General features: G+C 71.9%; 13 protein-coding genes. 7 read left to right on the top strand and 6 right to left on the bottom strand.

The features are described 5' to 3' along the window. The 3 genes from AOK17_RS35365 to AOK17_RS35355 form a co-directional block, all read right to left on the bottom strand. The coding region (locus AOK17_RS35365; protein ID WP_157881462.1) for a HAMP domain-containing protein at positions 1-695 on the bottom strand (695 nt) is incomplete at its 3' end. Between the two features lie 32 nt (positions 696-727). After that, complete coding sequence (locus AOK17_RS35360; protein WP_055616685.1) at positions 728-1,468, bottom strand: hypothetical protein; 741 nt, start codon at positions 1,466-1,468, stop codon at positions 728-730. Between the two features lie 228 nt (positions 1,469-1,696). Beyond that, complete coding sequence (locus AOK17_RS35355) at positions 1,697-2,203, bottom strand: protein-tyrosine phosphatase family protein (RefSeq protein ID WP_079053456.1); 507 nt, start codon at positions 2,201-2,203, stop codon at positions 1,697-1,699. A 90-nt stretch (positions 2,204-2,293) separates the two neighbouring features. On the opposite strand from AOK17_RS35355, the gene AOK17_RS35350 reads away from it, so the two are divergent. Next, positions 2,294-3,097: a nuclease-related domain-containing protein gene (locus AOK17_RS35350; RefSeq protein WP_055616683.1), complete on the top strand. Its 804-nt coding sequence runs from the start codon at positions 2,294-2,296 to the stop codon at positions 3,095-3,097. Between the two features lie 37 nt (positions 3,098-3,134). Here AOK17_RS35350 and AOK17_RS35345 read toward each other — a convergent pair whose 3' ends face one another. Together AOK17_RS35345 and ligD are read right to left on the bottom strand one after the other, a co-directional pair. Continuing rightward, positions 3,135-4,436 carry a vanadium-dependent haloperoxidase gene (locus tag AOK17_RS35345; RefSeq protein ID WP_055616682.1) on the bottom strand — a complete coding sequence of 434 codons (1,302 nt, stop codon included), beginning with the start codon at positions 4,434-4,436 and terminating at the stop codon, positions 3,135-3,137. Positions 4,437-4,501: 65 nt separating this feature from the next. Then, positions 4,502-5,383: a non-homologous end-joining DNA ligase gene (gene ligD / locus AOK17_RS35340; RefSeq protein WP_055616681.1), complete on the bottom strand. Its 882-nt coding sequence runs from the start codon at positions 5,381-5,383 to the stop codon at positions 4,502-4,504. Positions 5,384-5,454: 71 nt separating this feature from the next. Between ligD and ku the strand changes: the two genes are divergently transcribed. Continuing rightward, positions 5,455-6,441 carry a non-homologous end joining protein Ku gene (gene ku, locus AOK17_RS35335; protein ID WP_055616687.1) on the top strand — a complete coding sequence of 329 codons (987 nt, stop codon included), beginning with the start codon at positions 5,455-5,457 and terminating at the stop codon, positions 6,439-6,441. Between the two features lie 490 nt (positions 6,442-6,931). Here ku and AOK17_RS35330 read toward each other — a convergent pair whose 3' ends face one another. Further along, positions 6,932-7,888, bottom strand: coding sequence for an AraC family transcriptional regulator (locus tag AOK17_RS35330; RefSeq protein WP_245697567.1), 957 nt, complete (start codon positions 7,886-7,888; stop codon positions 6,932-6,934). A 410-nt stretch (positions 7,889-8,298) separates the two neighbouring features. Between AOK17_RS35330 and AOK17_RS35325 the strand changes: the two genes are divergently transcribed. The 5 genes from AOK17_RS35325 to AOK17_RS35305 form a co-directional block, all read left to right on the top strand. Further along, a complete protein-coding gene (locus tag AOK17_RS35325) occupies positions 8,299-9,810 on the top strand; it encodes an ATP-binding protein (RefSeq protein WP_055616680.1) in 1,512 nt (503 codons plus the stop codon). Next, positions 9,807-10,223 carry a roadblock/LC7 domain-containing protein gene (locus AOK17_RS35320; protein ID WP_055616679.1) on the top strand — a complete coding sequence of 139 codons (417 nt, stop codon included), beginning with the start codon at positions 9,807-9,809 and terminating at the stop codon, positions 10,221-10,223. Before AOK17_RS35325 ends, AOK17_RS35320 begins: the two co-directional genes overlap by 4 nt. After that, on the top strand, positions 10,220-10,579 hold the full coding sequence (locus tag AOK17_RS35315) for a DUF742 domain-containing protein (protein WP_055616678.1): 360 nt from the start codon (positions 10,220-10,222) through the stop codon (positions 10,577-10,579). Before AOK17_RS35320 ends, AOK17_RS35315 begins: the two co-directional genes overlap by 4 nt. Continuing rightward, a complete protein-coding gene (locus tag AOK17_RS35310) occupies positions 10,557-11,225 on the top strand; it encodes a GTP-binding protein (protein WP_079053455.1) in 669 nt (222 codons plus the stop codon). The genes AOK17_RS35315 and AOK17_RS35310 overlap by 23 nt, the downstream gene beginning before the upstream one ends. 62 nt (positions 11,226-11,287) lie before the next feature. Further along, the coding region (locus AOK17_RS35305; protein ID WP_055616677.1) for a cytochrome P450 at positions 11,288-12,355 on the top strand (1,068 nt) is incomplete at its 3' end.

Raw genomic sequence — 12,355 nt, 5'->3', positions numbered from 1 at the left:
AGCGGGGTCCGCAGCTCGTGGGCGACGTCCGCCGTGAAGCGCTGCTCGCTCTGCAGCTTGCCCTGCAGCGAGGACGCCATCGTGTCCAGCGCGCCCGCGACCGCGGCCACCTCGTCCTGGGGGCGCGTCGGGTCCTCGGCCCGCGGATCGTTCACCCGCGCGTCCAGGTCGCCCGCGCTGATCCGCCGCGCCACCTGGGCCGTACCGTGCAGCCGCCGCGTCACGCGCGTCACCGCGAACGCGCCCCCGAGCAGCGTCACGCCGATCGCCAGCGCCGAGGAGCCGAGGATCGCCCGGTCGAGGCCGTCGATCGTGCGGACCCCTTGCGAGTAGTCGACCCGCACGGCGAGTGCGTGCCCGCCGCTCGCGGGGCCGGCCGCCCACATCGTGGGGTGCGGGTCGTCGCTGCCGACCATCGTGCCGCGGTCCCCGTCCTCGGCGAGCGTACGCAGCTCGACGGGCAGGCCCGCCAGGTCGACGCCCGCGCCGTGCGGCAGCCGGTCGCCCGCCTCGAACGCCTCCGTCGCCTCGGTGAGCCGGTCGAGCGCGCGGTCGCGGGCCTCGCCGACGGTCTGGTTGGTCACCGAGACGTGCACGAGGACGCCGAGGAGCGCGGCCAGACCGCAGCACATCACGGCGATGAAGGCGGCGGCCTTCCAGGTGAGGGTGGCCGTCCAGTGGCGCAGGCGCCGCATCCCGGTGGGCGGCCCGGCCGGCCGCGGGCGCCTCACCGGGAGTCCGCGGCCGGGGAACGCGTGGGGGCGGGGCCGCTGGGCGTGGCGCTCGACCCCACCCGCAGGATCTCGTCCTTCGCCGCGAGCATCGCCTTCTGGCGGCGGTCCCAGGACCACACCGTGCGGTACTCGTAGCCCGCCAGCGTCGACGGCGAACGGATGATCACGTCACGGCCCGCGATCTGGACGCTGAGCGTGCTGTCCGTCGTGGCCATGACCTCGACCAGCCGGTGGCCGATGAAGGTGTACGCGCGCACGCCCAGCTGGTTCTGGGGCATCCGCACGCCGAGCACCATGTCGTCCCGGCCGTCGCCGGTGATGTCGCGGTAGTACGGGCGCAGGACCGGGCATTTCCGGCCGGGCTCGCCCTTCTTGCCGCACTCCTTCGTCCGCTCGGCCGTCTCCGCGTACGAGGCGCCGTCGTCGGTGTAGAGATCCGGATGGCGGGCGATCTCCGCGCGGAAGACGGTGACCGGGTCGACCTTGCGGATGTCGTCGCCCGGCGCGGTGACGCCCTGGACGGTCTCGGTGTCCGCCTCGCCGTAGTCGAGGGCGGGCGAGGCGGCGGGCGGGACCTCCGGCCACAGCCGGGTCGGGCCCACGGCGGTGGACGTCGGGCCCGACCCGCGCAGATCGCCCGGGTCGCCGCAGCCCGCGAGCAGCAGGGCGGCGACGGGCAGCGCGAGCGCCGCGCGCGCGAGGCGGCGGGAGCCCGCGGGGCGGTTGTGGATCACTGCGCTCCTGCGTCAGGGCCGCTCGCCCGGTGCGAGATCGGCGTGGACCGGGGTGGTGCCTGGGTGCTGCCGGGGTGGCGCCGCGGTCACCGGCCATGGCCGATGACCGCCGCTCGTACACCCTATTCGTACGGAAGTCCTTTTTGTTCGGCGATGTTGTTCACCGGCGTTGTTCACCGCGTTGTCCACCGGCCTCGTCCACCCGCGCTGTCCATCGGCCGGAACGGGCTACTCGGCGAGCTCTTCGAGGAGCCGGGCCGTGTCGAGCCCGGTGTGCAGGTAGTCCACGAACAACGCGTTGTGCAGCGCCCACGGGGAACGGCGTGAGCGGATCAGGCGGATGGCGTCCTCGGCGGTGCTGCCCGCGCGGATCAGGGCGTGGGCGACGACCAGGCCCGAGCGGTTGTAGCCGTGGTAGCAGCGCACCAGGACGCGCCGGCCGGCGTCCCGCGCCTCGTCCGCGGTCCGCGCGAGCCGCATCACACCGGCCAGCTGGGTGCCGTCCAGCGGTCCGTCGGGGATCGGCCACACATGGTGTTCCACGCCCGGGTCGGGGCCGTGGCCGGGTAGTCGCAGCAGGGTCAGTACCAGGTCGAACTCGTCTCGTACGACGGCGAACTCCGGTTGTCCCGACCGGCCCGTGTACTCGTGTCCGCCCATCCACAGGCCGGGCACGATCTCGCTCCACGGGCTGTCCGGGGCCGGCGCATCGGATTGCTTCCCGCGATCCCGCAACGGCGCCTCCCCCTCCACTGTCCCCAAAGGTAACCGGCTTCTTGCCCCTGGAGCACCCCGCCTGTTCCCATGGTCGTGGGGTGATGGTGCATGAGCGGACTGCGCGTCATACCGACCTGGCGCCACGGCCAGGAGCGGCTCTACGTCTGTTTCACCGACGGGAGGAACGTCGCCTGGTACGACAGGGAGGCGGCCAGGGTCAACCTGCTCAGCGAGGATCGGCGCGAGGACGTGCTCGACGTGCTCGGACCGTTCCTGACCGGCGAGGTGACGGTGGGTCCGCCCCCCGTGCCCACGCCCGCGGAGCTCGCCCGGCTGTCCCTCCACCCGGACGACGACCTCGCGCCGAACCGGCCCGGCGAGGCACTCCAGATCGCCCTCGACCGCGAACCGGCCGCCCCGCGCCGCATGCGCCCCGATCCACGCCGGCGCGCGCTCGAGGCGGAACAGGCGGTGGGGGAGGCCCTGGACCGCCTGGACGGGGCAGGCTGGCACACCCTGCACTCGGTTCCGCTCCCGGGCGGCGACCGCATCCACCATCTCGTCATCGGCCCCGGCGGCCTCTTCGCCGTACGCGCCCTCTACGCCCGCAAACAGCGGGTCCTGGTGGCCGATCCGATGGTCACGGTGGGCCGCCGCGACGCGCACCCACTGCTCCGCGCCGTACGCGCCGACGCCGACCGCGCCTCGTACGCCCTGACCGCCGAGGTCCGCCCGGTCCTGGCGGTCTTCGCCCCGTCCTCCCTGGACATCACGGCGCCCCTGAGGGAGGCCCGCGTGCTCACCGACACGGACCTCGCGACGCTGACCCGCCTCGGCGGGACCCTCAAACCGGCGGACGTCGAGGCACTGCACGCGATGGCCCGCGACCGGCACACGTGGACGCGGGTGTGAGGGCCCCAGGACCGGCGCGGCGGCCCGAACCAAGTGATCAGGGCAGCGGTGTGAAGTAGCGGTCGAGTGCCCAGTTGCCGATGTGCCGCCCGATCCGGTTGCCGAGGACGTCGGCGGTGCGGAAGTGGATCCCGCTCCAGATCCGGGCGTTGATCACGTCACGGTTGTAGTCGGCGGACCTCGTGTACGTACGGGTGGTGCCCGTCACCGCCGACGAGACGCGGAGATCGATGTCACCGCCGGTCAGCCGGTCCAGTACGGCCATGACGGCCCCGTCGTTGGCGCAGTGGCCGCCGATGTACTCCGGGTACGGGGGTGTGGTGAGCAGCGGCTCCCAGGACGGGTCGGCTTCGGTGGCGGGGTTGCCGTCGGTGTCGGCCAGCCGGATCGCGGTGATCGGACGCCACAGGGCGTGGGTGAACTTGGAGTTCCACGTGGTGATCGTCGCGTCGGCACTGGCCGTGTTGGCGGCGGCGAACAACCGGGCCGCCTCGACGATGTCCAGTCCGTGCCGTGCCGTGTGGTCGCGGTAGGCGGCCTGGAGCTGCTGTGGCAGGGGGTCGGAGAAGAAGCGCGCGGTCTCCGTCTGCCGGGCCGTCCGCCCAGGGCTGTTCCTCGCGCCCATCGACTTCACCTCGGCGAAGTCCCGGGCGTACCTCTTCGACGTCAGCGCGGGCGGCGGCCCTGGCATGAACCGGTCCGGCGAGTCGAAGAGCATCGGCCGCAGCTTCCCGAGCCATGGGTTCGCGAAGGGCCTGAAGCCGGGCGGGGTCGGGCGCCAGACGCCGGGGGCGGGCTCCTTGTCGTACGTCACCGGGTTGTCGCGCCCGTCGTTCTCACGCAGCTCGACGATCCGCGCGGCGGCGCGCTCCCCGAAGCGGACGCCCCGGTCCTCGGCCTTTCCGTCGGGGATCCGCGCGAGCGACGCGGTGTAGGCGGTGTCGATCCGGGCCTTCGAGGCGGGGAAGTACGTCAGCAGGACCCGGCGGGCTGCCGCTGCCGCGGCCGCTTCGGAGGAGGCGCCGCGAGGACCGCGTACGTGCCACTTGTACGGGGTGTAGCGGCCCTCGATGCCGACTACCGCGTTGTAGACGGCGGCCGAGACGAAGCCGTACCAGAGGAACGGTTCGGCCGTCGGGCGCCCGGCGTCCACGCTGACCACGGCGGCGGCGGTCTCGCTCCAGTCGGTGATCACCTCGGCGCCCGGGACCCGTGCCGAGGCCCGGTCCGGGGAGGCCGTGGCGGCCGTGGGTGCCCAGGGCAGGGCGCCGAGGGCGAGAGCCGTCAGCCCGACGACGAGTGAGCGGCGGACGGTACGGGAGGGCGGTGGTGCTTGCATGGTGCTCCTTTGTTGTGAGGTCCCCCCTCGTCTTCGGTGTGAGTCCCGCCTTCGCCCGGCCGTGCTCAGGGCAGCGGGCCCGCGCGGTGCGGGTCGAGCAGCGGGGCCAGCAGGTCGCCGTGGTCCCGCAGGCGCTGCGCGATGTCCGGGGCCAGGAAGGTGAGCGGGCGGGCGGACCGGCACTCCTCGACCTCGGCCCACGTCACCGGCGCCGACACCGTCGGCTCCGCCCGGGCCCGCAGGGTGTAGGGGGTCGCGGTCGTCTTCCGGGCCGCGTTCTGGCTCCAGTCGACGAAGACCTTGCCGGGTCGCAGGCTGCGCGTCATCCGGTGCACGACTAGCCGCGGCAGCGCCTTCTCCGCCTCCATCGCGAGCTCCTTGGCGTACTCCGTCGTCCGGCCGGAGGGCGTCGGCCGCAGCGCCGCCAGCAGATGCAGCCCCTTCGACCCCGATGTCTTGGCGTATGCCTCGATCCCGTCCGCCGCGAGCCGCTCCCGCAGCCAGAGCGCGACCTCGCAGCACTCGACGACGCCTGCGGGCGCCCCCGGGTCGAGGTCGAAGACGAGCCGGTCGGCCTCGCCCGGGGCGTCGATCAGCCACTGGGGCGTATGGAACTCCGTCACCAGGTTCGCCGCCCACACGAGGCTCGGGAGGTCCTGGACCAGCACCATCCGGGCCGGTCCCTCCGACCGTGGCACCTCGGCCGTGGTGACCCACTCGGGCGTACCCGGCGGCACGTTCTTGGCGAAGAAGACCTGGCCGTCGGGCCCGTCCGGGTAGCGCAGGAAGGACAGCGGCCGGTCGCGGAGGTGGGGCAGCAGGACCTCGGCGGTCGTCGCGTAGTAGTGCAGCAGCTCGCCCTTGGTGAAGCCGGTCGCCGGATGGAGGACCTTCTCCAGATTGCTCAGCGCGAGCCGTCGCCCCTCCACCTCGGTGATCGGCGTCATAGGATGACAATCCCACGATTTCACCTCAAAACATCAGATCTCGCCATCAATCGATCGGAAAGGTGCTGCACGTGCGATCCATATGGAACGGCGCCATCTCCTTCGGCCTGGTCAGCATCCCGATCAAGCTCGTGAACGCCACCGAGAGCCACTCCATCTCCTTCCGCCAGATCCATCTGGAGGACGGCGGCCGCATCCGCTACCGCAAGGTGTGCGAGCTGGAGGAGCGCGAGGTGTCGTCGCCGGAGATCGGCAAGGCGTACGAGGACGCGGACGGGTCGATGATCCCGATCACGGACGAGGACCTGGCGTCCCTGCCCATCCCGACCGCCCGGACGATCGAGATCGTGGCCTTCGTGCCGGCCGACCGGATCGATCCGCTCCAGATGGACACGGCGTACTACCTGGCGGTGAACGGGGTGCCGGCGGCCAAGCCGTACACGTTGCTGCGGGAGGCGCTGAAGCGCAGTCAGAAGGTCGCCATCGCGAAGTTCGCCCTGCGTGGGCGGGAGCGGCTCGGGATGCTGCGGGTCGTCGACGACGTCATCGCGATGCACGGGCTTCTGTGGCCGGACGAGATCCGTACGCCCGAGAGTGTCGCCCCCGACTCCAGTGTCACCGTGCGGGACAAGGAGCTCGATCTCGCCGACGCGTTGATGGACACCCTGGGCGAGGTCGACCTCAACGACCTTCACGACGACTATCGCGAGGCCGTCGAGGAGCTCATCGCCGCGAAGGCCTCCGGCGAGAAGGTGCCGGTCGCGGCCTCCGCGGAGAAGGGGAGCGGCAAGGTGATCGACCTCATGGCCGCGCTGGAGAGCAGCGTCCGCCAGGCCAAGGTCGCCCGTGGCGAGGACGCCGCCGACTCCGGTGCCGACGTCAAGCCCCTCCGCAAGGGGCCCGCCCGCAAGGCCTCCCCGAAGCCGGCGTCCGGCAAGAAGCCGACGGCGAAGAAGACTGCCGCGAAGAAGACGACGGCTGACGCCACGAAGAAGACAGCCACAAAGAAGGCGACCCCGGCCAAGAAGTCCGCCCCTCGCAAGCGCGCCTCGGCCTGACAGCCGCCGCCGGGGGTGGGTGGGCTTGGAGCTTGCTTGATGAGCACGGGCCCACTGAGGCTGGCCGCGCAGTTCCCCGCGCCCCTAAGAGCGGATGGCTGAGCCCGGTTTGCCATGTGCAGGCCGACCCGTGTTGCCCGCGCAGTTCCCCGCGCCCCTGAAAGATCGCGCCGTTCCCCGCGCCCCTGGGAGGGGTGGGACTGCGTCTCGTCAGCCCGGGGCGCCCCGTCAGGGGCGCGGGGAAACCGGCCTGGGCACCGGTGTCTTGAGGGGCGCGGGGAACGGCGCGAGCAACGAGGACGGACCCCCACGTGGCAAGCGGGCCTGGGCACCGGTGTCTTTTGTCTTTAGGGGCGCGGGGAACTGCGCGAGCAACCACGACGGACCCGCACCTGCCGAACGGGCCTGGGCACAGGTGTCCTCAGGGGCGCGGGGAACTGCGCACCCAGCCACAGCGGGACCGCAGGCCAACAGCAACCCCCAGCCACCCTCACCGCACCCCGTGCCGCATCTCCCGCGGACTAACCCCGTACCGCTGCTTGAACGCCGTGCTCAAGGCGCTCGCCGACGAGAACCCGGACGCGTACGCCAGATCCGTGATCGTCATGTGCTCACACTCCCCGCACTGAAGCCGATCCCGCACAAGCCGCAACCGCTCCTCACGGATGAGCTCCCGCGGCGTGGTCCCCACCCGCTGCAACGCCAGCTGGATCTGCCGCAACGACCACCCGAGCGCCCGCGCCATCGACGTCCCGGTGAGCCCGGGATCCGCCGCGTGCTCGCGCACATGACGGCGTACCACCGCCTCGACCTCCGTCAGATGCCCGGACGAGTCGGGCCGGTCGTCCCCGACGGAGATCATGCACAGCAGCTCGACGATCCGGTCGGACACGGCGTTGAACTCGGTGGTCGTCAGACTGTCCCGCTCCGCCGACAGGCTCTCGAGCATGGCGCCGACGACCCGCCCCAGCCCGGTCGTCAGATCGATACCGGTCGCCAGCGGCGACTTCCGGTTCAGCGGACCGTCGATCTCACGGGCGGGTATGGAGAAGATGATCCCCCGCAACGACGCGTCGTGGAGCAACTGGAACGGCGCCCCCAGCGTCATCAGACTCCCCGCACCGGGCGTGAGCCGCGCCTCCTGGTCGTCCTGCCGCAGCACCAGCTCCCCGGAGAGCGGGAGCAGAAACCGGTAGTCGGGATCGGGCTCCTGCCGCACGAGCCGCGGCGTACGGACGTACTCGATCTTGTCGCAACTCCAGTCGACGATCTGGTACGTGTCGGTGCCCTGCCGGATCAGCTCGCCGCGGAACGTCTCGGGGCTCGCGTATCTGAAGTCCATCCGGGTCTGGTACGACCCGACATGCTCGCTCCAGAAGTCGGTCCGCTCACGCGGATCCACCTCACCGGTCGTCTGCGACTCCACGATGTAGGTTCCCGCGGGCAATGCGCTTCCTCCGCCCAGAGTGTGCCCGGCCGCAGCCGGCGCGCCTGATCAACTGGAGTTCTGGCCACGGCAGTTACGGCTCGTAAGCGTAGTGCACACATTCCGTTTGTGTGGTCCGGGCGGAGCATGTGATGTGAGTGGCAGACGGCACGCGCACGTACCCACCCGCATGTACTCGGTTACCCAGTGGCGCGCGAAGCCATCTGCGCGCCCCGCGTACGACGGTGCGCCTCACGGCAACTTCCTTGCGCGCCCGGAAAAGTGCGTGCGCCCGCTCGCGACTACCGTCGAGCGCCGCGTCCCCCGTCTCCCCACGCCCCTCGTCCCGCACACCCACCACACTCACTCCACTCGCCACACCCACCCCCCGATTCACCAACCTCCCCGCCTTTGAGAACTTCGAGGACTCCATGAAGGAACAGATACCGGAGGCGGTGTTCTGGTGCGTGGCCGTCGGCCTGCTCGCCGTCACCGTGCTGCTGGTGCGCCAGCGCGGGATCACCGCGCGGCTGCGCCGACGCACCACCGAGCTGGCCGATGACGTGCGCTCCCGGGAGGAGGAGGTGCGGCACCTGGTCGCCGTACGCCTCCCCGCGCTGGCGGACCACGGCCCCCAGCAGCCGCTCGCCGGCGTGGGCCTGCTCGACGCCAGGCTCTCCGGCAGCGGCTTCGCGAAGTCCCTCGACCACGTCCTGGAGCGGTTCGCCACCGCCGTGGAGCACGCGCAGGCCCGCGCCGACCAGTCCGCGAAGGCCGCCCTGAAGTCGTCGATGCGCTCGATCCAGGCGCTGGCCAACGAGCAGCAGGTCGCCATCTCCGACATGCAGGACCGCCACGACCGTCCCGACGTGCTGCGCGACCTGCTCGAAATCGACCACGCCAACGCCCAGTTCGGCCGCCGCGCCCAGGCCATCGCCGTACTGTGCGGATCCTGGCCGGGCCGCCAGCGCTCCACGTCCGCGCTGATCGAGGTCGTCCGCGGTGCCACCTCCCGCATCCGCGACTACCGGCGCGTACAGATCCACGGCCAGGCCGACATCGCCGTCGAGAGCCGGGCCGTCGAGCCGGTCGTGCTCACCATCGCCGAGTTGCTCGACAACGCGGCCCGCCACTCGCAGCCCAACACCAAGGTCGAGGTCAACGTCCAGTCCGTGCACAACGGCGCCTGCGTGATCATCGACGACGCGGGTGTCGGCATGGACGCCCACGCGACCGAGCGGGCCGCCGCCCTGCTGTCCGGCCGGCACGCGGTGGACGTCACCCGGCTCGACGACCCGCCCCAGTTCGGGTTCGCCGTCATCGGCGTGCTCGCCGCGCGTTACGGGTTCAGCGTCTCCGCCGACACCCGCTCCCCGTACGGAGGCGTCCGTGCCGTCGTGTTCCTGCCGTCCGCCCTGCTCACGCACCGGGACACCGCGGAGGAGCTGCCGCCCGTGACCGCACCGCCCGCCCGCGCCTCCTCCTCCCGTACGCCGGCCGCGTCGGCCCGTACGACCGAGTCCACTCGCGCCACTGAGCCCGGTCGTACGCCCGCGTCCGCCCGTACGCACGAATTCGGCGCGTCCGGCAGTACGTCCGACGCGGCGCCCGCGCCGTCCTCCGCCTCCGCCTCCCGCTCCGTCTCCTCCGCCGACGAGCCGGTGTCCGGTCGGTCCGCGGGGCTGCCGCTGCCCGCCGAGACGGCGGCCACGGCCGCCACGGCGACCACGGCCGGTGGGCTGCCCAAGCGGCGCCGGCGGGCCCAGGCGCAGGCGGAGCCCGCCGCCGGAGTGCAGGAGCCGCCCGCGCCCCTGGACGACCCCGGCGACCGCTCGGCCGAGGAGACCGCCCGCCGCATGGGTGCGTTCGCCCGCGGCACGCTCCACGGCCGTGCCGCCCAGGACACCACCCCCCACGAAGACGAAGGGAACATCCAAGGATGATCGAGCCCACCACGAACAACGAGTTGGGCTGGATGCTCGATGAGGTCCTGAAGGTCCCCGAGGCGCGGCACGCGATCCTGCTCTCTGCCGACGGCATGCTCAGGGCCCACTCCGCGGACATCGGCAGGGACGACGCCGAACGGCTCGCCGCGGGGCTCTCCGGCGTCCAGTCGATCAGCCGCAGCACCGCCGAGTTCTGCGGCAGCCCGCACACTCCCTGGCGGCAGACCCTGATCGAGTTCGCGCACGGCTACGTCTTCCTCGTGGCCGCCGGCGAGGGCGCCTACCTCGCGGTGTCCACCACCGAGCACGTGGACATGGAGGCCGTCACGTACCGGATGCACAAGCTCGTCGACCGGCTCGGCAAGGAACTGACCAGCCCGGCGCGTCGGGACGCTGGCAGCCCGGCATGACACCGCCCAGGCGTCCCGGAGGGAAGCTGGTGCGGCCGTACGTCGTCACGGACGGCCGCTCCCACCCGACCCGCAACACCCTGGACCTGGTCACGCTGCTGATCGCCGCCGACGATCTGCCGCTGACCGGACTGAGCCCCGAGAAGCGGGCGTTGATGGAGCTGTGCCGGCCCGGCGCGCTGTCGGTCGCCGAGGTGGCCGGACATCTGGCGCTGCCGGTCAGCGTCACCAAGGTGCTGATCGCCGACCTCATGGACAGCGGCCACGTCGTCACCCGCGCCCCCATCCCGTCCGCCCGGCCGTCCGAGACCCGCATCCTCCAGGAGGTCCTCGATGGGCTCCGCGCCCGCCTCTGAAGACAGCCCCGCCGGGGGCGTCCACCTGCCGAGCGGTGTGCAGACCGCCGTCAAGGTGCTGATCGTGGGGCACTTCGCGGTCGGCAAGACCACCTTCGTCGGCGCGCTGTCCGAGATCCGGCCGCTGCGCACGGAGGAGGTCATGACCCAGGCAGGCGCGCTCGTCGACGACCTGGCGGGCACGAAGGACAAGACGACCACCACCGTCGCCCTCGACTTCGGCCGCCTCACCCTCAACGACTCCCTCGTGCTGTACCTCTTCGGCACGCCGGGGCAGCAGCGCTTCACCGAGCTGTGGCAGGACATGACCCGCGGTGCGCTGGGCGCGCTCGTCCTCGCCGACACGCGCCGCCTCGGCCAGTCCTTCGACGTCATGGGCGTCCTGGAGGAACTGGGCCTGCCGTACGCCGTCGCCCTCAACGACTTCGACGACGCCTCCGCCGAGCACGACCTGGAAGAGGTCCGCGAGGCCCTCGACCTGCTCCCCGAAACACCCCTCGTACGGTGCGACGCCCGCGACCGGATCTCCTCCACGCACGCGCTGATCGCCCTCGTCGAGTACCTCCTCACCCGCAATGCCGGCAGAGCCGACGGCAGTGCCGACAGTGCCGTCAGCGCCGGCGACAGTGAACTGGAGCACGCGTGACCTCCCCCGAAGCCCCCGGCCCCGTCTCCGCGCCACCTGAGGGCTGCCCCTTCCACCACCCCATGTACGGCCCCGAGTTCGCCGCCGACCCGGCCGCGACCTACGGCAAGCTGCGGGCGCACGGCAACACCGCGCCCGTCGAACTCGCGCCCGGCGTGCGCGCCACCCTCGTCACCGGGTACGAGGCCGCGCTGCACGTCCTGCGCAGCCCGGAGACCTTCTCCAAGGACCCCCGCCGCTGGCGTGACCTGGCCGACGGTACGGTCGCGCCGGACAGCCCGGTCGTGCCGATGATGATGTACCGGCCGAACGCGCTGTTCACCGACGGGGAGGAGCACCGCAGGCTCCGCGGCGCCATCACCGACAGCCTGGCCCGCGTCGAGCCCAACACCCTGCGCGGATACGTCGAGCGCAGCGCCGACACGCTGATCGACCTGATCGCGCCGCGCGGCGAGGCCGACTTGCTCGGTGAGTACGCCCAGGTCCTGCCGCTGCTCGTCTTCAACCGGCTCTTCGGCTGCCCGCCCGACCTCGGTGAGCGGCTCGTCGAGGGCATGTCCGGGATCTTCGACGGCGTCGACGCGGAGAAGGCCAACGAGCTGCTCACCGTGACCCTGCTCGACCTCATCGCGCTCAAGCGGGCCCGGCCGGGGCAGGACATGACGTCCTGGATGATGGCCCACCCGGCCGCCCTCACCGACGAGGAGATGATCCACGAGCTCGTCGTCCTCATGGGCGCGGGCACCGAGCCCCAGCAGAACCTGATCTCCAACGGGCTGCGGCTGCTGCTCTCCGACGACCGGTTCGCGGGCAGCCTCGGCGGTGGCAGCCTGCCCGTCGAGGACGCGCTCGACGAGGTCCTGTGGACCGATCCGCCGATGGCCAACTACGCGGTGCACTATCCGATTCGGGACGTCGTGTACGAGGGGACGCTGCTGCGGGCCGGTGATCCCGTCGTCATCAGCCTCGCCGCCGCCAACACCGATCCGGCGCTGACGAACGACCAACGTGCGGGTAATCGCGCCCACTTGGCGTGGAGCGCCGGTCCGCACAACTGCCCCGCGCAGAGCCCGGCCCGGTTGATCGCGGCGGTGGCGGTCGAGAAGCTGCTCGACCGCCACCGCCGCGAT

The sequence above is a fragment of the Streptomyces phaeochromogenes genome (genome assembly GCF_001418655.1).
GTDB lineage: Bacteria > Actinomycetota > Actinomycetes > Streptomycetales > Streptomycetaceae > Streptomyces > Streptomyces phaeochromogenes.
The sequence above is the reverse complement of the archived record's forward strand: the minus strand, read 5'-3'. Positions and strand labels throughout refer to the sequence as shown.

Excerpts from the sequence above, each read along its gene's own strand:
- AOK17_RS35325 (WP_055616680.1), top strand. The coding sequence starts at position 8,299 with ATGAAGGAACAGATACCGGAGGCGGTGTTCTGGTGCGTGGCCGTCGGC.
- AOK17_RS35310 (WP_079053455.1), top strand. The coding sequence starts at position 10,557 with ATGGGCTCCGCGCCCGCCTCTGAAGACAGCCCCGCCGGGGGCGTCCAC.
- AOK17_RS35345 (WP_055616682.1), bottom strand. The coding sequence starts at position 4,436 with ATGCAAGCACCACCGCCCTCCCGTACCGTCCGCCGCTCACTCGTCGTC.
- AOK17_RS35320 (WP_055616679.1), top strand. The coding sequence starts at position 9,807 with ATGATCGAGCCCACCACGAACAACGAGTTGGGCTGGATGCTCGATGAG.
- ligD (WP_055616681.1), bottom strand. The coding sequence starts at position 5,383 with ATGACGCCGATCACCGAGGTGGAGGGGCGACGGCTCGCGCTGAGCAAT.
- AOK17_RS35315 (WP_055616678.1), top strand. The coding sequence starts at position 10,220 with ATGACACCGCCCAGGCGTCCCGGAGGGAAGCTGGTGCGGCCGTACGTC.
- AOK17_RS35350 (WP_055616683.1), top strand. The coding sequence starts at position 2,294 with ATGAGCGGACTGCGCGTCATACCGACCTGGCGCCACGGCCAGGAGCGG.